Here is a 20,234-nt window from a genome sequence, read left to right on the forward strand (position 1 = left end):
GGTTATACAATTTCGCAATACTTTGCTCAGTTAGCAGCCACGTCAGCAGTCATAAATTATGACTCCTATCACATATACAGACTATGTGACCGATAAAATGCCTTACTAGTATTTTTACTTTCAACAATGGCGCAACAGACGGGAATATTCACTATTGACTTAATAGCCTTAAGCTTCGAATGAGTAGTGAATATTTATGTGAAATGATTTTTTAACGGCAGCATATGCCGATGAATGAAAACTAAACAGAGATATATAGGGGGATGCCAGCATGGCGCTCCCCCTTGCTGTCACCTTCAACCCAGCCAGTATGCCAGTGATTGCATACAAAACAGGGCGAACAGGCCGGCGATGAGATCGTCCAGCATGATGCCGAGGCCGCCATGGATGCGGCGGTCAAACCAGGAGATGGGCCAGGGCTTGAGGATGTCGAACAACCGGAACAGCACGAAGCCGGCCAGCACCCACTCCCAGCCGGCCGGCGCCGCTATCATGGTGACCCCAAAACCGATCACCTCGTCCCAGACGATGGCACCGTGATCCGGCATGCCGATGGCATCGGTGGCGCTCTGGCAGATGCGGATACCCGCTACGAAGCCCAACACCAGCAGCCCAATGAACCAGGGCGTCGACAGACCGCTGACCAGCAAGTAAAGGGGGATGGCGGCGAGCGTCCCCATGGTACCCGGCGCCTTGGGCGAGAGGCCGGAGCCAAAACCCACCGCCAGAAAGTGCAGCGGATGCTTCAGGTTCAGCCGCTTCAGCTCGGGCTTTATCGCGAACAGACTCATGCGAAGTGGTCCCACCCTTTCAGTTCCAGCGCCACCGTTTGTTCACCCCGCAGATAGTCGATGCCCGGTTCGCCAGCAACGATGCGGCCGATGCGGGTAAACTTGACGCCGCAGTTGGCCAGCGCCGTGTCCAGCGCACCGCGATGCTCCTCCGGCACGGTGAAACAGAGCTCATAGTCATCGCCACCGGCCAGTGCCAGCTGCCAGGCATCCTGTTCGCTCACCGCATCCTGCAGCACCGGTGAGAGCGGCAGCAGATCGAGATCGATCTGGGCCCGCACGCCGGAGGCCTTGAGGATATGGCCGAGATCAGATGCCAACCCGTCGGAGAGATCCAGCGCACTGCCGGCCAGCCCGCGCAGGGCCTGTCCGGCCAGAATGCGGGGATGGGGATGGTCGAGCCGCGGCAACACGGCCGCCAGCTGGTTCTCGTTGAGGGTTCGCTTGGCCAGCAGATGGGAGAGCGCCAGGGCGGCATCGCCCAGGGTGCCGGTCACATAGACCCCGTCCCCGGCCTTGGCACCGCTGCGCAGCAGGGCACGGCCAGCCGGTACCGACCCTTTCACCGACACCGTGATGGAGAGCGGGCCGCGGGTCATGTCACCGCCCACCAGCGCCACGTTGTAGTATTCGGCGAGCTCCAGGAACCCTTCGGCAAAACCGGCCACCCAGGCCTCGTTGATGGTGGGCAGGGTCAACGCCAGCGACACCCAGCGTGGCTCGGCGCCCATGGCGGCCAGATCGGAGAGATTGACCGCCAGCGCCTTGTAGCCGAGATCCACCGGATCCATGTCGGGAAAGAAGTGGACGCCGCTCACCAGGGTATCCGTGCTCACCGCCAGCTGGGTGTCGGGGGGCAGGGTCAGCAGGGCACAATCATCTCCAGGGCCCATCACCACGTCCTTGCGGGCGTGGGGGACCTTGAAGTACTTATCAATCAGCTCGAATTCACCCATACAGTAAAAAGCCAGCAATAAGCTGGCTCCTCTCTTAGATGCTGTTGACGGACAGCAGGATCAACGCTTGTTCAGCGACTTGATCACCTTGTCCAGTACACCGTTGACAAACTTGTGGCTGTCATCGGCAGCAAAGGATTTAGCCAGCTCGATCGCTTCGTTGATGGCCACGCGCGGCGGCACATCATCACGACGGGTCAGCTCATAGGTCGCCAGACGCAGGATCGCCTTGTCCACCATGTCCACTTCTTCCAGCGGACGGGAGAGGAAAGGTGCGAAGACCTTGTCCAGCTCGTTGCAGTGGAGGGCTACCCCGAACAGCAGATCGCGGAAGTAGTTCAGGTCCACACCCTTGGTGTCCTGATCGATCTTGAACTGCTCTTCGATGTCGCCCACGTTGGCCTTGGTCATCTGCCACTGGTAGATGGCCTGGGTGGCACAATGGCGGGCCTTGCGGCGCTCGGACGGTTTCAATGCATTTCTCCTCGTTACACGTCCAGCTGTTTCAGGACGTTGATCATTTCGAGCGCGCTCAATGCTGCCTCTGCACCCTTGTTACCCGCCTTGGTACCGGCACGCTCGATGGCTTGTTCAATGTTTTCAGTGGTCAGTACGCCGAAGGCAACCGGAATTTCATATTCCATCATTACCTGGGCCATGCCCTTGCTGTTCTCGTTTGCCACCAAATCGAAGTGATAGGTGCCGCCACGGATGACGGTGCCCAGCGCCACGATGGCGTCATATTGACCACTCTTGGCCAGCTTCTTGATGGCCAGGGGGATTTCGACTGCGCCCGGCACTCGCACCAGGGTCAGGTTGCTGTCCTGGACTTGACCTTGACGCTTCAGTACGTCTACCGCACCGTCCACCAGGCTTTCGTTGATGAAGCTGTTGAAACGGGCAACGACAATAGCAACGCGCGCCTCAGGAGCGGCGATATTTCCTTCGATAACCTTCATGGGAAATCCTGTCTCTGTGCAATCAAAAGGGGCCGGAGTCAAAAGTGCGCACATTCTAGCACAAAGGGGAATCGGACAAAAACATGCATCACAATTCTGGCAACGACAGTGCAATTGACTTTTTGCTTAACTGATCCGACCTGATAATAATACGTCACCCTACTACGGGTTAAAATAATAACACCAAGGAGTTCAGTATGTTGGATTTCAAACGCAGCGGCGTCGCACTCGCCTGCCTGCTGCCGCTGGCTGCTCAGGCCGATGCTGGCAGCCCGCGCATCATCGGCGGCAGCGCCGTCACAGCCCCCAGCTGGATGGTGGCCGTCGGCGAAGTCGTCAACGGCAATTGGAGCAATTTCTGCGGCGGCACCCTCATCGACAAGCAGTGGGTACTCACCGCAGCGCACTGCGTCGCCGAGGCCCAGTCCGGCCCCATGGAAGTGGCCATCGGGGTGAGTGATCTCAGCCGTCCTCACCTTCGCAGCAAGGTCGACCAGGTGCTGATGCACCCGGAGTATTACGTCAACCTGCTGATCAATCTGGGTTATCGCGACACCCCGAACGCCTCGGACGTGGCCCTGCTGCACCTTGCCACACCCGTTACCCAGGCACCGATCGCCATCGCCGACCCAGTCATCAAGGATACCTGGCAGCAGAACACGACCATGCTGCATGCCCTGGGGTACGGTGGCATCGACCCCAGCGCGACCAAAGCCAGCCCGCAACTGCTGGCGGTGGATCTCGCCTATCGGGGAGACCGGGACTTCTGGTACGGTGACCCGACCACGACCCATATCTTCGCCGGCAAGCTGGCCGGTCAGGACACCTGCAAAGGGGACAGCGGTGGTCCGCTCACTTATGGTGGACAACTGGTCGGCGTGACCAGCTACGGGGCCTTCCCCTGCGCCACCGGCAGCGCCGGTGGCTATGTCTACGCCCCCGCCTTCAGTGACTGGATCGCCGAGCAGCAGCAAGGCGTCACCCTGACCACGGTCCGCGGCCTGATCCTGCCTTCAGGCACCAGTGGCTGGGCCGACTACCTGCTGGCCAACCGCAGCAACCAGGCGGTCACCCTGAGCGGCATCTACAGCGACGCCCCCGCCATGAGCAACGGCTGCGCCGCCCGTCTGGAAGCGGGTCAAACCTGCACCCTGCGGCTTCGCGCCGATGGCAACAATACAGTCGGAACCCTGCGCGTGCAGGGCGTTGAACTTACCGCCACCAATGAACAGGGGGCAAGCCAGCGTCTTGAAGGGGCCTTGATCAGTCTCACCAGCGAGCCCACCAAGACTCCGGATACCACCACGACCACCACTACGACGACCACGTCAAGCAGTGGCGGTGGTGGCGCCACCGGATTCGCAGCCCTGTTGCTGCTGCCGCTGGCCTGGTTGCGCCGGCGCCGCTAAGGCAAAACAACAAGGGATGACCGAGGTCATCCCTTGTTTCATCTCCGTTTCATCGCATCAGGCTTATTCGCCGACGTACTCCACCACTTCCAGACCGAAACCACCGAGGGCGTGGTACTTCTTCGGCGAGCTCAACAGGCGCATCTTGCCCACACCCAGCGCCTTGAGGATCTGGGAACCGACGCCGACCCGGCGCGAGGTGCCCTGCCACTTGGCCCCTTCCGGTGCCAGCCCCTTGTCCGCCGCCTCGAATCCCTTGACCCGGGCCAGCAGCTCGGCGCCGTGGGCTTCCGCCCCCAGGATCACCAGCACCCCGCCTTCATCGGCGATGCGGGCCATGGATTTGGGTAGCGGCCAGCTGCGGGCGCTGTGGCGATCGGTCAACAGCAGATCGCTCAGCACGTCGTGCAGATGGACCCGCACCAGGGTCGGCTGTTCGGCCTGTACCTCACCCTTTTTCAGGGCGAAGTGCACCTGGTTGTCGATGGTGTCGCGGAAGGTGATGAGATCGAACTCGCCAAACTCGGTGGGTAGCTTGCACTCGGCCACCTTCTCCACCGTGGTCTCGTGCTGGTTGCGGTATTCGATGAGGTCGGCGATGGTGCCGAGCTTGATGCCGTGCTGCTCGGCGAACAGCTCCAGATCAGGGCGGCGCGCCATGGTGCCATCTTCGTTGAGGATCTCGACGATGACGGACGCCGGCTCGTAACCCGCCAGCCGGGCCAGATCGCAACCGGCCTCGGTGTGGCCGGCGCGGGTCAGCACGCCACCGTCCTGCGCCATCAGCGGGAAGATGTGGCCGGGCTGCACCAGATCGGCGGCCTTGGCGTTCGGTGCGACAGCCGCCTGCACGGTGACGGCGCGGTCGGCGGCGGAGATGCCGGTGGTTACCCCTTCGGCCGCTTCGATGGTCACGGTAAAGGCGGTGGAGAACTGGGCATTGTTGCGATCGACCATCAGCGGCAACGCCAGCTGCTTGCAGCGATCCCGGGTCAGGGTCAGACAGATGAGCCCCCGGCCGTAGCGGGCCATGAAGTTGATATCTTCCGGGCGGACACAGGAGGCGGCCATGATGAGGTCCCCTTCGTTCTCCCTGTCTTCGTCATCCATCAGGATCACCATCTTGCCAGCCTTGATATCGGCAATGATTTCCTGGGTCGTGCTTAGCGCCATGGGCTACTCCATCAACATGCTGCGGGGATTGAGCCAGTCGGCTCGGCTTGATACTGCCTATTGTGCTCTAGATGGGGCACAGGGGACCCCATTTCAATCGGCGCGGGATCACAGAAAAGCGTTTTTCCCGCCAAGGGGCCATCACAGGAAACCGGACTGGGCCAGCTTTTCCAGGGTCAGGGTGGAGGCGCTGCTCTCCTCACGCTTGCCCGTCATCAGCCGCTCCAGATAGCGGGCAATCTGATCCACCTCGAGATTGACCCTGTAGCCAGGTTTCCACTGGGCGATGGTGGTCTCCTGGGCGGTGTGGGGCACTATGGTCAGCCGGAACAGATCCCCCTGCACCGCGTTGACGGTGAGGCTGATGCCGTCCACCGCGATCGAGCCTTTCTCGGCGATGTAGCGGGAGAGCTCGCCCGGTGCCTTGATCCAGTACTCGATGGCGCGGCCGCTGGCGGACTTGCTCTTCACCTCGCCGATACCGTCCACATGGCCGGAGACCAGGTGACCGCCAAGGCGAGAGGTGGGCATCAACGCCTTCTCGAGGTTGACCCGATCGCCCACCCTGGCGGTGGCGAAACCGGTGCGGGAGAGGGTTTCCAGCGACACGTCGGCGGTATAGCTCTTGTCGCCGAGCGCAATCACGGTGAGGCAGACGCCGTTGGTGGCGATGGAGTCGCCCAGCTTGACGTCGCTGAAGTCCAGGGTCGGTGCGTGCACGGTGAGGGCCATGTCCTCACCCTGGCGGCGCAGCTCGGCCAGGGTTCCCACCGCTTCGATAATTCCGGTAAACATGCAGATCACCTTGCTGATGACGGGGGCGGCACCGCCCCCTTTAACATTGATAAGTCAGGCCAGTCTGGCCGTAATGCGGATATCCGGCCCCACCATGCGCACATCCTTGATGTTGAGCTTGGGCGCCTGGAACAGCCGGGTCAGCCCCGGCAGGTGGAACAGGCCGCGCCCCTCATCCCCCATCAGTTTGGGCGCTTGATAGAGCACCAGCTCGTCCACCAGCCCCTTGTCCAGCAGGGCGCCGCACAGCCGCGGCCCCGCCTCCACCAGCACCGAGTTGACGTTCTGCTTGGCCAGCAGCATGAACAGGCTGACCAGATCCAGCTTGCCATCCAGCAGCGGTACTTCCAGCTGCTGCACCCAGGCGGGCCACTCACCGGATGCCTTGTGACGGGCCAGCAGTACCGGGCCCTCGCTCTGGAACAGCGGCAGATCCGGGGTGAGCCGGTTTTGCGAATCGACGATGACCCGCAGCGGCTGGCGCAGGGTCTCTTTGGGATAGACGGCCTTGACCGAGGTAGGCAGCTCGTCCCAGCGCACGGTGAGGGAGGCGTTATCCGCCAGCACGGTTTCGGCGCTGGAGAGCACCGCATCGTGGCGGGCCCGCAGCCGCTGCACGTCGCGACGCGCCTCCGGGGAGGTGATCCACTGGCTCTCGCCGCTCGCCATGGCGGTACGACCATCCAGGCTGGCGCCAAGCTTGACCGTCACCTGCGGAAACGCGGTGCGCATCCGCTTGAAAAAGCCCGGGTTGAGCGCCTCGGCCTCGGCGGCCAGCAGGCCGAAATCAGTCTTGATGCCGGCCTCGGAGAGCATGCGCAGGCCGCGCCCGCCCACCTGAGGATTGGGATCCACCATGGCGGCGACCACACGGGTCACCCCGGCCTTGATCAGTGCCTCGGCGCAGGGCGGGGTGCGGCCGTGATGGGAGCAGGGCTCCAGAGTCACGTAGGCGGTGGCGCCGCGGGCGTTGTCACCGGCGGCATGCAGGGCGTACACCTCGGCATGGGGCTCGCCGGCGCGCTGGTGCCAGCCCTCTCCCACCACCATGCCGGCCTTCACCAGCACGGCGCCGACGCAAGGGTTGGGGGCCGTGGTGTAACGGCCGCGGCGGGCCAGTTCGAGGGCCCGGCTCATCCATTGGTAATCGTCTTGACTAAACATCTGGGCTCCTCTGACAGCACATCCAAGCTTACGCAATATCGTAGGTTCGATTAGCGCAGCGTAATCGAACGCGGCAACCTGGTTTGGAAGAAAGACTTACTTCTCCAGCTTGGCGATCTCTTCGCCGAACTCGCGAATATCTTCAAAGCTGCGATAGACGGAGGCAAAGCGGATATAGGCCACCTTGTCCAGGCTCTTGAGCTCGTCCATCACCAGGTTGCCCACCAGCTGGGAGGCGACTTCGCGCTCGCCGGTGGCGCGCAGGCGGGACTTGATGTGGTTGACCGCCTTTTCGATGGCCTCCATGCTCACCGGCCGCTTCTCCAGCGCCCGCAAGATGCCGGCGCGCAGCTTGTCTTCGTTGAATGGCTCGCGTGAGCCGTTGGACTTGATGACGCGGGGCATCACCAGCTCGGCCATCTCGAAGGTAGTGAAGCGCTCGTGGCAGAGCAGACATTCGCGACGGCGGCGCACCTGATGGCCTTCGGCCACCAGACGGGAATCGATCACCTTGGTATCTACCGCACTACAGAAAGGGCAATGCATCGGACCTCCGGCGTTGACGGAAAAGGGCGCCGGCCCCGGGGGCTGGCTCTAGGCCGGCCAGTGTAGCACGGCCATCCGGAACCGGTAAAAGCCCGTGGAAACAAGGGGCGGCATACACCCAGACGGCCCCTGGCTCAGTCGTCATAAGGCAGGGTATCGGGGTCGCAGCCCTGATAATCGGGTTCGGGATCCACGGCAAAGCGGCGGGCCTCGATATTGCTGTGGCCCAGCAGCAACGCCTTGCCTACCCGGTGCATGCCATCCATCACCCGGCCGGCGCTGTCCAGCAGGATGGGATAGGCGAGATCGGCCGCCATCATCAACTGGCAGTGCTCCACCACGCTGCGCACCGTGGGGCGGGCGGCGTCATGGCCGTACCAGTGCACCTGATCGAGCTCGGCAATCTCGCCGAGCGCCACCGCCTGCACCGGCAGATCACGGCTCAGTCGCACCAGCCGGCGCACGTCCCAGGCCAGCAGCCCCTGTTCGCTGGCGCGAAAGTGGTACTGGGCGCGGATCGCCTGCCTGAGCGCAGCCTCCAGCACCTCGTCTTGCTGTTCACTGGCCATGGTCAGATTGCCTTGCCCGCTATGCTCTTCGCCCTTCAGCGTCATCAGGCCCTCCTGTGTTGCCAAACGCCACAAAAAACAATGCCACCCGTGGGTGGCATTGGTCTCAAACCGGGTGAGGGCCGTTATCAGGCATACACCGGGAAACGACGGCAGATGTCCAGCACCTGTTCACGTACGGTGGCCAGCACGGCATCGTTGTCGTGGTTGTCCAGCACGTCACAGATCCAGTTGGTCAGCTGGATGGACTCGGCTTCCTTGAAACCACGGCGGGTGATGGCCGGGGTACCGATCCGCACACCGGAGGTGACGAACGGGGAGCGCGGGTCGTTGGGCACGGAGTTCTTGTTGACGGTGATGTTGGCTTTACCCAGCGCAGCGTCGGCCTCTTTGCCGGTCAGCTCACGGCCGATCAGGTCAACCAGCATCAGGTGGTTGTCGGTACCGCCGGAGACGATCTTGTAGCCGCGCTCGATGAAGGTCGCAGCCATCGCCTTGGCGTTTTTCACGACCTGAGCCTGATAGGTCTTGAACTCCGGCTCCAGTGCCTCTTTGAAGGCCACCGCTTTACCGGCGATGACGTGCATCAGCGGGCCACCCTGACCACCCGGGAAGACGGCGGAGTTGAGCTTCTTGTAGAGCTCCTCGTCGTCGGCGGCGGAGAGGATCAGACCACCGCGCGGACCAGCCAGGGTCTTGTGGGTGGTGGAGGTGACCACGTGGGCGTGGGGCACCGGGTTCGGGTAGACACCAGCGGCGATGAGGCCGGCCACGTGGGCCATGTCGACGAACAGCCAGGCACCGACCTTGTCGGCGATTTCGCGCATGCGAGCCCAGTCGACGATGCCGGAGTAGGCGGAGAAACCACCGATCATCATCTTCGGCTTGTGTTCGACCGCCTGACGTTCCATGTCGTCGTAGTCGATCTTGCCGGACTCGTCGATGCCGTAGGGGATGATGTTGTACAGCTTGCCGGAGAAGTTGACCGGGGAGCCGTGGGTCAGGTGACCGCCGTGGGCCAGGTTCATGCCCAGCACGGTGTCGCCCGGCTGCAGCAGGGCCATGTAGACAGCGCTGTTGGCCTGGGAGCCGGAGTGCGGCTGCACGTTGGCGTAGGTGGCACCGAACAGCTCTTTGGCGCGCTCGATAGCCAGGGTTTCAACCACATCCACATACTCGCAACCACCGTAGTAACGCTTGGAGGGGTAACCTTCGGCGTACTTGTTGGTCAGCTGGGAGCCCTGGGCTTCCATGACACGGGGGCTGGTGTAGTTCTCGGACGCAATCAGCTCGATATGCTCTTCCTGACGACGGGTCTCGTCTGTGATGGCCTGCCACAGCTCTGGATCATAGCCGGCAATGGTCATGTCACGTTTCAACATCCGTTTCTCTCCTGAAAATCGTTTGCGCGATAGGTGAAGTGGGCAGGCGCATTGTAACGTGAGCTGGATCAAAGAGACAGTCCAACCACCCAAAAATTTGTTTAAAAAATGTAAAATGTGTCGCGAAATTCACAATGCCCATGCTCCCCAATCGGCGTGAGAGTCATCACCCGACACCCACACCAGCCTTGCGATCCCCTGTCACCGCTCGGGCATCATGACCGGGCGCGGGCTGGCCGAACAGCCAAAACCAGAGCCAGATCATGGATATAGCATTTACTAACAGATAACATCTTTAGCTGGCACAGCGGTTGCCCGGCATGCGCAGCAACGACGCGACCGGCAACGGAAGGGCCCTCTCATCGCATCCGGTCAACTGCTGCTCACGTCACCCCCTTGCCTCTTTGCACCGCAGACCTCACGGGAGTAAGCCATGCTGGATAACCTGATGCTGTTTCTGATTATTTCGGTATTCGCGCTGTTCTATTGGATCTACTATACCGGCACTCGCAAGAGTCCCTTTGTCACGCAGTGGGATCAACTGCCCACCCGCGAGCAGTATCTGGCAGCGCACCCGGAAGCCATCGATGGCGACATCATCTTCTGCATTCATTGCGGCCACCATCAGCAACTGGATGTGGGCCTGGTGCACCAGACCGATTTCCGGCGCCAGCATATCTGCACCCGCTGCAAGAAGACGCTCTATCGCGAGGAGCTCTGACCCATCAGCCAAGGATCCGCAAGATGACATCATTGACCGCCAGCTGCCTGTGCGGCGCCGTCGCCCTGAGCCTGCCCGACCGCTTCGACTATCTGGGCAACTGCCACTGTTCCGAGTGCCGCAAATTTTCCGGCGCCGATTACGCCCCGGTGGGCGGCCTGGATGGCGCGCTCGTCACCATCACCCGAGGAGAGGAGGCCATCAGCCGCTTCCAGAAATCCCCCGAGACCAGCCTCGCCTTCTGCCGCCACTGCGGCGCCAGCCTGTTCAGCGAGAAGCGCAGCAGCGGCAAGCTGAACCTGCGCCTCGGCATTCTCGACACGGCGCCGAGCCAGCGACCCGGCTTTCACATTTTCGTCGGCTCCAAGGCCCCCTGGCACGAGATCACCGATGAGCTGCCGCAGTTCGAGACTCGCCCCACCGCCTGACACCGTTGTCGACATGCCCTGAAAAGGCCGCCTCTGGCGGCGTTTTTCCCGACTTGTTCGGCGGATTGTCACCTATGGGTTAACTTTTCTGCCAAAGCCGTTAGAATCGGGCTCAGTCTGCTTCCCGCTTGCTATCCACGGAGGAAAAATGCAGGAATTTCTGGCCACTAGCGAACGTCGGGCCGAACTTTACTGGTGGTTTGCCACCCTGTTTACCGCCCAGCTCAGCGACGAACAGATCGCCGAATACGACAGCTATGATGTGCGAAGCTTCCTGAAGAGCCTCTCCACGCTCGATCCCATGCGCCCGGCCGTGGCCGAGCTCAATGACGCCATCGCCCGCCTGCTGGTGCGTCCCGAGCGGGCCAACGCGCTGGCCAGCGACTTCCATGAGCTGTTCCTGGCCAACGACGCCGTCTCTCCCCATGAATCCGCCCACCAGAACGCCGCTGCGCTCAAGCGCATGCAGGTACGGCTGAGCCGGCTCAATATCGATGTCAGCGCCAAATACCAACAACCGGTCGATCATCTGGGGGTTGAACTGGATCTGATGGGCAATCTCATCATTCGCGCCGCCGAAGCCGCCAGCGCCGATCTGCGCGAACAGTGGCTCGGCGAGCAAGAGGCCTTGCTGCACGGCCATCTGCTGGCCTGGTTCCCGCATTTCGAGCGCGCCTGCCGCGCCACCGATCCGTTTGGCTTCTACGGTGCCAGCGCCCGCCTGCTGGGGGTCTTCCTCACCATGGATGCCAACTACCTCAGCCTGGTCAAACCGGCGCCAGCCGCCGACTGAGTTCGACATGAAGACGGCCCTGCTGCTGATCGCCTGCTGGCTGCTGGCCCTGATCCCGCTGGATCAGGGCCTTACCCCCCTCGTGACCCTGCTGTTCAACCCGGACCGCGTCCTCTACGGCACCGCCCAGCTCACCGGTTTCGCCGGCATCCTGCTGACCCTCTACCTCGCCAATCTCGGGGTGGAGGTGGTGCTGCGCCGCCGCTTCCAGATAGCGGGCATGCTGGCCCTGCTGGCCGCCTGGGTCGGCTTCATCAACAGCAGCGGCAGCGAGGCCCACTGGCTGCTGCTGCTCGCCCTGGCGCTGCCGTTTCACGGACTCGGCCTGCTGGTGCTGGTGCGCGGCATCCAGGCCTTCGGCCGCCAGAAAGGCTGATAAACCGCCAAAACTATTACAAATCATGACAGCCCGATCCGTCCATCCGCCCTTGTCACAAGGGCAGACCCTCAATTCCTGGTAACATTCGCTTACATTCAGCTCCCGTTCAGTTTCGCCGCAACCGTTATAGTGCCGCTCCTTTTCCAACCAATGCAGGAGCATCAGCATGCCTCCACAGGATGCACGCATCACGGGTCTCGACCTGTTGCGAGGGCTCGTCATCTTCATGGCCGTCTTCGAGCACTACACCGGCTACCTCAACTACTGGTACATCGACTTCTTCAACCGGGAACACGCCCTGTGGGACAGCTTCTATCTGTCGCACAAGGCGATGGCCGGCCAGCTGCTGCCCATGGATCACACCACGGCCCAGGTCTCGGCCTGGCTCATTCCCTGGGTCAGCCAGATCTACCTGGCGCTGGCCGCCTTCAACCTCAGCCGCCGCGATCAGGCCAGCTTCAGACCGCAACTGGGTGGCAAGCTGGTGCTGTTCGCCAGCATTATTCTGGTGCTCTATGTGGAAGGGCTGGTGATCGCCCCCAACTTCGGCGAGGCCATCTCGTTCTATCCGGTGATGCTGTGGATGTGCCTGCTGGCGCTCTTCTCGCTGGTCTACGCCTGGTTCGGCATTCGCGGCATGCTGCTGCTGACCCTGCTCAGTCTGCTGCTGGATCAACTCGGCGTGCAGGATCTGCTCGGTCACATCGACGGCTGGATGAAGCTGCACGTGCACCCCGACTACGAGCTGGATGCCCGCCTCGACCTCTTCATGGCCAGCGGCTGCTTCGGCTTCCTCTACGGCTGGTGCTGGCATCAGCGGCCCCAATGGCGGGACCGCCTCAACAGCCTGGTGCTGACGCTCTCGATGGTAGCGCTGGCCGTCTATCTCATGTTCGGCGAGACCAGCACGGTCGAGCTCAGCGACATCTACGCCAACGAGCACGAACTGGCGATGGACATGGTCGGCCGCGCCGGCATCTGGGGCATGGAGTTTCTGGTGATCGGGGCCGTGCTCTGGCTGCATCAGCGCAACATCCAGTTGTGCTGGCGCCCGCTCAACTGGATCGGCATGTACTCGCTGACCGTCTTCATCTTCCACAAGAGCATCTTCGTGCACCTGTGGGGCCCGCTCTTGCTGTGGTGGACCGCCCGTCAAGGCACCATCTTGCCCAACAACTTCGGCCTCATCATGGCGCTCAGCGCCACCAGCGTGCTGCTCATCTACGCCTTCCAGCGCTCCGGCATCATCTGCCACCTGATGGGCATGCACCAGGACCGGGACTGGGCGCGGCTCTATGGCAAATAAGTGCTGGCTGCCGCTGCCGCTACTGTTCCTGACCCTGCCCCTGTCGGCCAAAGAGCCGGACAACCAGTGGCAGCTGGGCGGTCAGTGGCAGCTTGGCAGCAATCAGGCGGGGGTCAGCGCCGATGCCAGCATGCAGTTCTGGCTCGCCTATGAGCGGGAAACCCAGGTCGGCCTGCTCTTCGCCGATGGCCAGAGCGCCGGGCTGGCCTTGCCGCTCTATAAAAAGAGCTTCTTCGCCGTCGGCGTCGCCCCCATGCAGGTGGTCGATCGCAACCGCTTCAGCGCCTTCTGGCGCCTCGGCTGGCAACTGGACGACGATCACCAGCTCACCTTGGGCCAGCTCTATGACGTCAGCGGCCGTTATGGCCAGCTCTGGTACATGGAGCACAGCCTGCCGCTGCCGGCCGAGATCTCCCTCAACCTCTGGCTGACCCGGGGCAGTCAGGCCCACATGGCCGCCTATGGAGCAGACGAGGGCCTGCGGGACTGGGGAGTCACACTGGAACGCAGCTGGCACTGGCAGCAGTGGCGCCTTGGCACCGAGTTCGGCGCCAAGCAGTGGCTCATCAAGGAGCACGACTGGCAACCGATGATCAACCTGACCCTGAGCTATCACTTCAGCTGGTAACACCGCACAAAGGGGGCGAATGACGCCCCCTCTCTTCCCTCCAGAATGCTTCATGCCATACTGACAGCAGCTTAAATGACAAAGAAGTCAATTCAGGAGCGCGCGATGGGCGAAGAGACTTTCAATGCCATGCCGGATCCACCGCTGGCGGGGCAATTGAACATGAACGAGCTGCAGCAGCTGTTCGAACTGGCCCCGTTTGGCATAGGCGTGTTTGACCGCCACTTTCGCTGCCGCAGCGTCAACCAGACCCTGGCCGATCTCAACGGCCTCTCCCGAGAAGAACACTACGGCAGATACCTGCGCGAAATCGTCCCCACGCTGGCTCCGGTGCTGGAACCCCTGTTCCAGCAGATCATCAGCAGCGGTGTCCCCCGGGTCGAGCTGAACCTGAGCGGCCATACCGCGGCCCATCAGGGTCGGCAGCGCCACTGGCAGGCGATTTACAGCCCCATGCTGGACGAACAGGGGGTGCCCGACCGCATCCTCACCATAGTGCGGGACGTCACCGAGCAGGTCGAAGCACAGCAGCGGCTGCAACTGGCCATGAGTGCCGGCCAGATAGGGGTGTGGGAGTGGCATGTGACGGAGGACAGGCTGCAGTTTGACGGCCAGGTCGAGCGCCTGCTCGGCACCACGGCCAGCCAGTTTCAGGGGGGATGGAGCAGTTCATCAAGCGCTTCGACCCGCTCTCTGGCGAGCAGTTCAGGGCGGTGGTCAACGGCACGGCCCCCATTCACCTCACCCTCGGCTATCTCGGGCCGGATCAGTTGCGGGGCTGGGTCGACATTCACGCCGATCACGTGGCGGCCACCGACCATCAGGGGCGACGCATCACCGGGGTGATCCACGATGCCACCAGTCGCTGCAACCAGGAGGACAAGCTGCGCCAGGCCAACGTGGTATTCGAGACCGCCGCCGAAGGCATCATCATCATGGATGGCCAGCGCCAGATCATCTCGGTCAATCCGGCCTTTTCCAGCATGACTCAATATGAAGAGGCGGAGATCGTGGGCAAGTCGCCGGAGGCCATCATGCATCCACGCCGTCACACCGACATCGATTATCCCTGGCATACCCTGCTGCCCGGCAGTCACGCCTGGCATGGCGAGATGATGTGCCTGCGCAAGGATGGCGGCTACTTCACCTCCTGGCAGCATGTCAGCGCCGTGCACGACAGTCGCCACAACACCACCAACTACGTCATCGCCTTCTCCGACATCAGCGCCATTCGCAAGGCCGAAGCACAGCTCAATCACCTCGCCTATCACGATCCGCTGACCGAGCTCGGCAACCGCAACCTGCTGCAGGAGCGGCTGGAGCTGGAACTCAAGACAGCCCAGCTCAACCACCAGCAACTGGCCCTGCTGTTCATCGATCTGGACGGCTTCAAGCTGATCAACGACACCCTGGGCCATCGCGCCGGCGATGAACTGCTCAAGCTGCTGGCCGAGCGGATCCGCCGCGTCCTGCGCCACAACGACGTGGCCGCCCGGCTCGGTGGCGATGAGTTCCTGGTGCTGATCCCCTTCTTTGAACGGCCACAGGAGCTGGAGCGGCTCGCCGAGCAACTGCTGGCCAGCCTGCGCGAGCCGGTCGAACTCGGCAACGAGCGGGTGGCCGTTTCCGCCAGCATCGGCATCGCCCTCTATCCGGAACACGCCACCAGCCCGGATACCCTGGTCAGCGCCGCCGACAGCGCCATGTACGAGGCCAAGAACCGGGGCCGCAACGGCTATCTGTTCTATACCCCGGACATGACCGAGCAGACCCGGGAGCGAATGAGCATGGAGCAGGGGCTGTTCAAGGCCATCGAGCAGCACCAGCTCTGCGTCCTCTATCAGCCCATGACGGAGCTCGCCAGCAACCGCATGAGCGGGTTGGAGGCCCTGCTGCGCTGGCAGCACCCCAGCGAGGGGATGATAGGGCCCACCCGCTTCATCCCGGTGGCCGAGGAGTGCGGGCTTATCGAGCAGATCGGCGAATGGGTCATGCGTACCGCCTGCCGGCAGGGACAGGCGTGGCTGGCCGCCGGACTGGCGGTACCCAGACTGTCGATCAATGTGTCGGTGCGGGAGATGCGCTCGGCAGGTTACGTGGAGCGGGTCGCCGCCATCCTGGCCGAGACCGGCTTTCCGCCAGAGAAGCTGGAGATAGAGGTCACCGAGAGCATCATCCAGCGGGTCGATCAGAGCCTGCAGCTGTTCAGACGCCTGAAGGCGCTGGGGGTACAGATCGCCATCGACGACTTCGGCACCGGCTTCTCATCCTTGAGCCTGCTCAAGAGCCTGCCCATCGATCGCATCAAGATTGACCGCACCTTCGTGCAGGCACTGCCCGATGACAAGCACAGCCGGGAGCTGTGCCGCACCATCATCAACCTGGCCGACAGCCTGGGCATGGTGGTCACCGCCGAAGGGATCGAGACCCAGGCCCAGCGCCAGTTTCTCCAATCACTGCACTGCCAGGAGGGGCAGGGCTATCTGTTCAGCCACCCGCTGGCAGAGCCCCATCTGGCCGAGCAGCTGGGCTCGCGCAAGGGCACCTGGTGCTAGCGGTGTGCCGGGATCCGCGCCGCACCAGCGGCGCAGTTGACGCTCATCAGTTGAAGGTCAGCCTGGCATCCCACCCTTCGTCCTGCTGCCGGCGTGACTCTTCCAGCAACGAGTCCTGCGGATAGGAGGATTTTTTCTCTTCGAGGGTGACGGACACCGACGGCTTACGCGCCAGCCAGGCCTCGCTCAACTGGCCGCTGATGTGGTCCCGCAAGGATGGCGAAGCGGGCTGTGCCGGTGTCAGCGCAAGACCGTTGGCATGGGGGGCGGCCAATGCGGCCTCATCGGTGGCCTACGGGGCCTCAAACTGCCAGAGGGAGGAGCACAATAGCAGGGTCAACATGGGACTATCTCCGTCGCTAAAACGACGTTTTACCCAATCAGCGATGAATTGTCATCGGCGCGACTGTAAGCGGATGTTGCCATCTATCCAAAAGTCTAATTGCCCTCCCCCGCCAAAGGTATAAGTTGTTACCTAATCATTACAAGAATGTATTCAAAGGAGTGACACATGAGCGAGAGCAAGGTCTACCCGGTCAAAGCCCACATCAGCAACGGCGCCCTGCTGGACAAGGCAGGCTATGAAGCCATGTACCGGGCCTCGGTGCAGGATCCGGATGCCTTCTGGGGCGAGCAGGGCAAGATCCTCGACTGGATGAAGCCCTACACCAGGGTCAAGAACACCTCCTACGACCCGGGCCACGTCTCCATCAAATGGTATGAAGACGGCCTGCTCAACGTCTCTGCCAACTGTCTGGACCGCCATCTGGCCCAGCGCGGCGACAAGGTCGCCATCATCTGGGAAGGGGACAACCCGGCCGAAGATCGCAAGCTCACCTACCGCGAGCTGCACACCGAGGTGTGCAAGTTTGCCAACGTTTTGAAGGCGCAGGGAGTGCATCGCGGCGACGTGGTCTGCCTCTACATGCCCATGGTGCCGGAAGCCGCCATCGCCATGCTGGCCTGTACCCGCATCGGCGCGGTGCACAGCATCGTGTTCGGCGGTTTCTCGCCGGAAGCCCTGGCCGGTCGCATCATCGACTCCGGCTCTTCCATCGTCATCACCGCTGACGAAGGGCTGCGCGGCGGCCGTCCGGTGCCACTCAAGAAGAATGTGGATGAAGCGCTCACCAACCCGGAGACCAAGGTCAACAAGGTGATCGTGCTCAAACGCACCGGCGGCAACATCGCCTGGCACAACCACAGGGACATCTGGTGGCACGACGCCGTCGCCACCGTCAGCGCCGACTGCCCGCCCGAGGCGATGGGGGCCGAAGATCCGCTCTTCATCCTCTACACCTCCGGCTCCACCGGCAAACCCAAGGGGGTGCTGCACACCACCGGCGGCTATCTGGTCTATGCCACCCTCACCTTCAAGTACATCTTCGACTACCACGAAGAGGACATCTACTGGTGTACCGCCGACGTGGGTTGGGTCACCGGCCACTCCTATCTGGTCTACGGGCCGCTTGCCAATGGCGCCACCACCATCATGTTCGAAGGGGTGCCCAACTACCCGGCCACCAACCGCATGAGCCAGGTGGTGGACAAACACCAGGTCAGCATCCTCTACACCGCCCCCACCGCCATCCGCGCGCTGATGGCCAAAGGCAACGAGGCGGTCGCCGGCACCTCCCGTTCGAGCCTGCGCATCATGGGCTCGGTGGGCGAGCCCATCAACCCGGAAGCCTGGGAGTGGTACTACCGCACCATCGGCGAGGAGCGCTGCCCCATCGTCGATACCTGGTGGCAGACCGAGACCGGCGGCATCCTCATCAGTCCGCTGCCCGGCGTCACCGATCTCAAGCCAGGCTCGGCTACCCGTCCCTTCTTCGGCGTGCAGCCGGCGCTGGTGGATAACATGGGTGAGCCGCTGGAGGGGGCCACCGAGGGCAACCTGGTGATCACCGACTCCTGGCCGGGCCAGATGCGCACCGTGTTCGGCGATCACGAACGGTTCGAGCAGACCTACTTCTCTACCTTCCCCGGCCGCTACTTCACCGGCGACGGTGCCCGTCGCGACGAGGATGGTTACTACTGGATCACCGGACGGGTGGATGATGTACTGAACGTCTCCGGTCACCGCATGGGCACCGCCGAAATTGAATCTGCGCTGGTCTCCCATCCCAAGATCGCCGAAGCGGCGGTGGTGGGCGTGCCACACGAGATCAAGGGTCAGGGCATCTACGCCTATGTCACCCTGATCGCCGGCGAGGAGCCGAGCCGCGAGCTGCATAAAGAGGTGAAGGAGTGGGTCCGCAAGGAGATCGGCGCCATCGCTACCCCGGACGTGATCCACTGGGCCGAGGGGCTGCCCAAGACCCGCTCCGGCAAGATCATGCGGCGAATTCTGCGCAAGATCGCCACCGGCGAGACCGACAGCCTGGGGGATATCTCCACCCTGGCGGATCCGGGCGTGGTGGACAAGCTGATCCGCGAGAAGTCGGAAGCAGCCTGATCCTGACTGCGTTCCTGCCTCCAAAGCCGGCCTCGAGCCGGCTTTGTCGTCTTTGCTACTGAGCGTTTCAACAACGCACCGGTTAGCGCAAAAAATAGACAGATGTAGAGATTAGACCAGTAAAATGCTGCTAATTTTCACGAAATCAATATAATTGCGAAATCTGTGTGCCAGTGCACAGCGATTTGCGCAGAAAATGACTAGATTTCTGATAGTCCACAAGATGGCTGACAGATAGCAGCATTATCATCGAGGATGTACTCAATATGTCGCAAAAACACCGAATTCTCCTGCTCAACGGGCCGAACCTGAACCTGCTGGGCAAACGGGAACCGGGCATCTACGGCAGCAAGACGCTCGATGAGATCGTCGCCGATCTGACGCACAACGCCGGCGAACTCGGGGTCACACTGGAACACCTGCAATCCAATGCCGAACATGAGTTGGTCGGCCGCATCCACCAGGCCATGGGTCAGGTGGATTTCATCATCATCAACCCGGCCGCCTTCACCCACACCAGCGTCGCCATCCGCGACGCGCTGCTGGGTGTGGCCATCCCCTTTATCGAGGTTCACCTGTCCAACGTCCATGCCAGGGAACCCTTCCGTCATCACTCCTATCTGTCTGATGTCGCCAAGGGGGTCATTTGTGGGCTGGGGGCCGATGGCTACCAATTCGCTTTAACCGCGGCCGTGCACCAGTTGCGCGCGGCTTGATAATCACTGATCAGATAAAGAAGAAAGAGAATGCTAATGGATATCCGCAAAATCAAGAAGCTGATTGAACTGGTTGAAGAGTCCGGCATCGCCGAACTGGAGATCTCCGAAGGTGAAGAGTCCGTTCGCATCAGCCGCAACTTCTCCGGTCAGGTGACCGCTGCTCCGCAGATGATCATGCAACAAGCTGCCGCCCCGGTTGCCGCTCCTGCCGCCGCACCGGCTGCTGCTGCCCCGGCTGCCGACGCCATCCCGAGCGGTCACCTGATGCGCTCCCCGATGGTTGGCTCCTTCTACCGCTCCTCCAGCCCGGAAGCCAAGCCGTTCGTGGAAGTCGGTCAGCACGTCAATGTCGGCGATACCCTGTGCATCGTCGAAGCCATGAAAATGATGAACCAAATCGAGTCTGACAAGGCCGGTGTGATCAAAGCGATCCTGGTTGAAAATGGTCAGGCCGTCGAATTCGACGAGCCGCTGTTCATCATCGAATAAGGGAAGTCGCCACC

Annotated in this window: 20 protein-coding genes and 2 pseudogenes; 11 read left to right on the forward strand and 11 right to left on the reverse strand. The window is 62.0% G+C overall.

Features of this window, described 5'->3' with window-relative positions:
* Window positions 1–296: 296 nt before the first annotated feature.
* From E5E97_RS22360 to ribE, 4 genes are read right to left on the reverse strand one after another with little or no spacing between them, the layout of a single operon-like run.
* On the reverse strand, window positions 297–791 hold the full coding sequence (locus E5E97_RS22360) for a phosphatidylglycerophosphatase A (RefSeq protein WP_130631819.1): 495 nt from the start codon (window positions 789–791) through the stop codon (window positions 297–299).
* Complete coding sequence (gene thiL, locus E5E97_RS22365; RefSeq protein WP_029299287.1) at window positions 788–1,747, reverse strand: thiamine-phosphate kinase; 960 nt, start codon at window positions 1,745–1,747, stop codon at window positions 788–790. The genes E5E97_RS22360 and thiL overlap by 4 nt, the downstream gene beginning before the upstream one ends.
* Before the next feature lie 60 nt (window positions 1,748–1,807).
* Window positions 1,808–2,221 (reverse strand): transcription antitermination factor NusB, encoded by a 414-nt coding sequence (gene nusB, locus E5E97_RS22370; RefSeq protein ID WP_011707095.1) that lies wholly within the window; start codon window positions 2,219–2,221, stop codon window positions 1,808–1,810.
* Window positions 2,222–2,235: 14 nt separating this feature from the next.
* Window positions 2,236–2,706, reverse strand: a complete 471-nt coding sequence (gene ribE, locus E5E97_RS22375) for a 6,7-dimethyl-8-ribityllumazine synthase (RefSeq protein WP_016351731.1) — start codon at window positions 2,704–2,706, stop codon at window positions 2,236–2,238.
* A 197-nt stretch (window positions 2,707–2,903) separates the two neighbouring features.
* Between ribE and E5E97_RS22380 the strand changes: the two genes are divergently transcribed.
* Entirely contained in the window at window positions 2,904–4,115 is a 1,212-nt protein-coding gene (locus tag E5E97_RS22380; protein ID WP_171281125.1) for a trypsin-like serine protease, read from the forward strand.
* 63 nt (window positions 4,116–4,178) lie between these two features.
* Here E5E97_RS22380 and ribBA read toward each other — a convergent pair whose 3' ends face one another.
* The 6 genes from ribBA to glyA all read right to left on the reverse strand — a co-directional run bounded on the left by ribBA (window position 4,179) and on the right by glyA (window position 9,744).
* On the reverse strand, window positions 4,179–5,288 hold the full coding sequence (gene ribBA, locus E5E97_RS22385; RefSeq protein WP_016351734.1) for a bifunctional 3,4-dihydroxy-2-butanone-4-phosphate synthase/GTP cyclohydrolase II: 1,110 nt from the start codon (window positions 5,286–5,288) through the stop codon (window positions 4,179–4,181).
* A gap of 141 nt (window positions 5,289–5,429) precedes the next feature.
* The gene (locus E5E97_RS22390; protein WP_024944275.1) at window positions 5,430–6,083 is read right to left on the reverse strand and encodes a riboflavin synthase; all 654 of its coding nucleotides are present in this window, start codon (window positions 6,081–6,083) and stop codon (window positions 5,430–5,432) included.
* A gap of 54 nt (window positions 6,084–6,137) precedes the next feature.
* Window positions 6,138–7,247 carry a bifunctional diaminohydroxyphosphoribosylaminopyrimidine deaminase/5-amino-6-(5-phosphoribosylamino)uracil reductase RibD gene (gene ribD, locus E5E97_RS22395; RefSeq protein ID WP_171281126.1) on the reverse strand — a complete coding sequence of 370 codons (1,110 nt, stop codon included), beginning with the start codon at window positions 7,245–7,247 and terminating at the stop codon, window positions 6,138–6,140.
* A 96-nt stretch (window positions 7,248–7,343) separates the two neighbouring features.
* Complete coding sequence (gene nrdR / locus E5E97_RS22400; protein ID WP_010675395.1) at window positions 7,344–7,793, reverse strand: transcriptional regulator NrdR; 450 nt, start codon at window positions 7,791–7,793, stop codon at window positions 7,344–7,346.
* Between the two features lie 134 nt (window positions 7,794–7,927).
* Window positions 7,928–8,362, reverse strand: a complete 435-nt coding sequence (locus E5E97_RS22405; RefSeq protein ID WP_238427567.1) for a hypothetical protein — start codon at window positions 8,360–8,362, stop codon at window positions 7,928–7,930.
* Window positions 8,363–8,490: 128 nt separating this feature from the next.
* Window positions 8,491–9,744, reverse strand: coding sequence for a serine hydroxymethyltransferase (gene glyA, locus E5E97_RS22410; protein ID WP_011707102.1), 1,254 nt, complete (start codon window positions 9,742–9,744; stop codon window positions 8,491–8,493).
* Between the two features lie 433 nt (window positions 9,745–10,177).
* Here glyA and E5E97_RS22415 point away from each other — a divergent pair, with 433 nt between their 5' ends.
* The 7 genes and pseudogenes from E5E97_RS22415 to E5E97_RS22445 all read left to right on the forward strand — a co-directional run bounded on the left by E5E97_RS22415 (window position 10,178) and on the right by E5E97_RS22445 (window position 16,554).
* Complete coding sequence (locus tag E5E97_RS22415; protein WP_017409302.1) at window positions 10,178–10,465, forward strand: hypothetical protein; 288 nt, start codon at window positions 10,178–10,180, stop codon at window positions 10,463–10,465.
* A gap of 23 nt (window positions 10,466–10,488) precedes the next feature.
* Window positions 10,489–10,893, forward strand: a complete 405-nt coding sequence (locus E5E97_RS22420; protein ID WP_162516993.1) for a GFA family protein — start codon at window positions 10,489–10,491, stop codon at window positions 10,891–10,893.
* Window positions 10,894–11,041: 148 nt separating this feature from the next.
* On the forward strand, window positions 11,042–11,686 hold the full coding sequence (gene torD / locus E5E97_RS22425; RefSeq protein ID WP_171281128.1) for a molecular chaperone TorD: 645 nt from the start codon (window positions 11,042–11,044) through the stop codon (window positions 11,684–11,686).
* 7 nt (window positions 11,687–11,693) lie between these two features.
* Entirely contained in the window at window positions 11,694–12,062 is a 369-nt protein-coding gene (locus E5E97_RS22430; protein WP_146062902.1) for a hypothetical protein, read from the forward strand.
* A gap of 169 nt (window positions 12,063–12,231) precedes the next feature.
* On the forward strand, window positions 12,232–13,371 hold the full coding sequence (locus E5E97_RS22435; protein ID WP_171281129.1) for a hypothetical protein: 1,140 nt from the start codon (window positions 12,232–12,234) through the stop codon (window positions 13,369–13,371).
* Window positions 13,361–13,999 (forward strand): hypothetical protein, encoded by a 639-nt coding sequence (locus tag E5E97_RS22440; RefSeq protein ID WP_024944281.1) that lies wholly within the window; start codon window positions 13,361–13,363, stop codon window positions 13,997–13,999. Before E5E97_RS22435 ends, E5E97_RS22440 begins: the two co-directional genes overlap by 11 nt.
* A gap of 105 nt (window positions 14,000–14,104) precedes the next feature.
* Window positions 14,105–16,554: pseudogene (locus tag E5E97_RS22445) on the forward strand (EAL domain-containing protein).
* 46 nt (window positions 16,555–16,600) lie between these two features.
* Here E5E97_RS22445 and E5E97_RS22450 read toward each other — a convergent pair.
* Window positions 16,601–16,897: pseudogene (locus E5E97_RS22450) on the reverse strand (hypothetical protein).
* 168 nt (window positions 16,898–17,065) lie between these two features.
* Between E5E97_RS22450 and acs the strand changes: the two are divergent.
* From acs to accB, 3 genes are all read left to right on the forward strand, one after another.
* Entirely contained in the window at window positions 17,066–19,012 is a 1,947-nt protein-coding gene (acs, locus tag E5E97_RS22455; protein WP_041216250.1) for an acetate--CoA ligase, read from the forward strand.
* A gap of 266 nt (window positions 19,013–19,278) precedes the next feature.
* Entirely contained in the window at window positions 19,279–19,728 is a 450-nt protein-coding gene (gene aroQ / locus E5E97_RS22460) for a type II 3-dehydroquinate dehydratase (protein ID WP_016351748.1), read from the forward strand.
* 36 nt (window positions 19,729–19,764) lie between these two features.
* Window positions 19,765–20,220, forward strand: coding sequence for an acetyl-CoA carboxylase biotin carboxyl carrier protein (gene accB, locus E5E97_RS22465; protein WP_011707112.1), 456 nt, complete (start codon window positions 19,765–19,767; stop codon window positions 20,218–20,220).
* Window positions 20,221–20,234 lie beyond the last annotated feature (14 nt).

Origin of the sequence: Aeromonas sp. 2692-1, from assembly GCF_013085505.1 — a bacterium.
Taxonomy (GTDB): domain Bacteria; phylum Pseudomonadota; class Gammaproteobacteria; order Enterobacterales; family Aeromonadaceae; genus Aeromonas; species Aeromonas hydrophila.

Excerpts from the sequence above, each read along its gene's own strand:
- aroQ (WP_016351748.1), top strand. The coding sequence starts at position 19,279 with ATGTCGCAAAAACACCGAATTCTCCTGCTCAACGGGCCGAACCTGAAC.
- ribD (WP_171281126.1), bottom strand. The coding sequence starts at position 7,247 with ATGTTTAGTCAAGACGATTACCAATGGATGAGCCGGGCCCTCGAACTG.
- nrdR (WP_010675395.1), bottom strand. The coding sequence starts at position 7,793 with ATGCATTGCCCTTTCTGTAGTGCGGTAGATACCAAGGTGATCGATTCC.
- E5E97_RS22415 (WP_017409302.1), top strand. The coding sequence starts at position 10,178 with ATGCTGGATAACCTGATGCTGTTTCTGATTATTTCGGTATTCGCGCTG.
- glyA (WP_011707102.1), bottom strand. The coding sequence starts at position 9,744 with ATGTTGAAACGTGACATGACCATTGCCGGCTATGATCCAGAGCTGTGG.
- E5E97_RS22390 (WP_024944275.1), bottom strand. The coding sequence starts at position 6,083 with ATGTTTACCGGAATTATCGAAGCGGTGGGAACCCTGGCCGAGCTGCGC.
- E5E97_RS22380 (WP_171281125.1), top strand. The coding sequence starts at position 2,904 with ATGTTGGATTTCAAACGCAGCGGCGTCGCACTCGCCTGCCTGCTGCCG.
- thiL (WP_029299287.1), bottom strand. The coding sequence starts at position 1,747 with ATGGGTGAATTCGAGCTGATTGATAAGTACTTCAAGGTCCCCCACGCC.
- E5E97_RS22360 (WP_130631819.1), bottom strand. The coding sequence starts at position 791 with ATGAGTCTGTTCGCGATAAAGCCCGAGCTGAAGCGGCTGAACCTGAAG.
- E5E97_RS22440 (WP_024944281.1), top strand. The coding sequence starts at position 13,361 with ATGGCAAATAAGTGCTGGCTGCCGCTGCCGCTACTGTTCCTGACCCTG.
- ribE (WP_016351731.1), bottom strand. The coding sequence starts at position 2,706 with ATGAAGGTTATCGAAGGAAATATCGCCGCTCCTGAGGCGCGCGTTGCT.
- accB (WP_011707112.1), top strand. The coding sequence starts at position 19,765 with ATGGATATCCGCAAAATCAAGAAGCTGATTGAACTGGTTGAAGAGTCC.
- E5E97_RS22420 (WP_162516993.1), top strand. The coding sequence starts at position 10,489 with ATGACATCATTGACCGCCAGCTGCCTGTGCGGCGCCGTCGCCCTGAGC.
- E5E97_RS22435 (WP_171281129.1), top strand. The coding sequence starts at position 12,232 with ATGCCTCCACAGGATGCACGCATCACGGGTCTCGACCTGTTGCGAGGG.
- torD (WP_171281128.1), top strand. The coding sequence starts at position 11,042 with ATGCAGGAATTTCTGGCCACTAGCGAACGTCGGGCCGAACTTTACTGG.
- E5E97_RS22405 (WP_238427567.1), bottom strand. The coding sequence starts at position 8,362 with ATGGCCAGTGAACAGCAAGACGAGGTGCTGGAGGCTGCGCTCAGGCAG.
- E5E97_RS22430 (WP_146062902.1), top strand. The coding sequence starts at position 11,694 with ATGAAGACGGCCCTGCTGCTGATCGCCTGCTGGCTGCTGGCCCTGATC.
- ribBA (WP_016351734.1), bottom strand. The coding sequence starts at position 5,288 with ATGGCGCTAAGCACGACCCAGGAAATCATTGCCGATATCAAGGCTGGC.
- acs (WP_041216250.1), top strand. The coding sequence starts at position 17,066 with ATGAGCGAGAGCAAGGTCTACCCGGTCAAAGCCCACATCAGCAACGGC.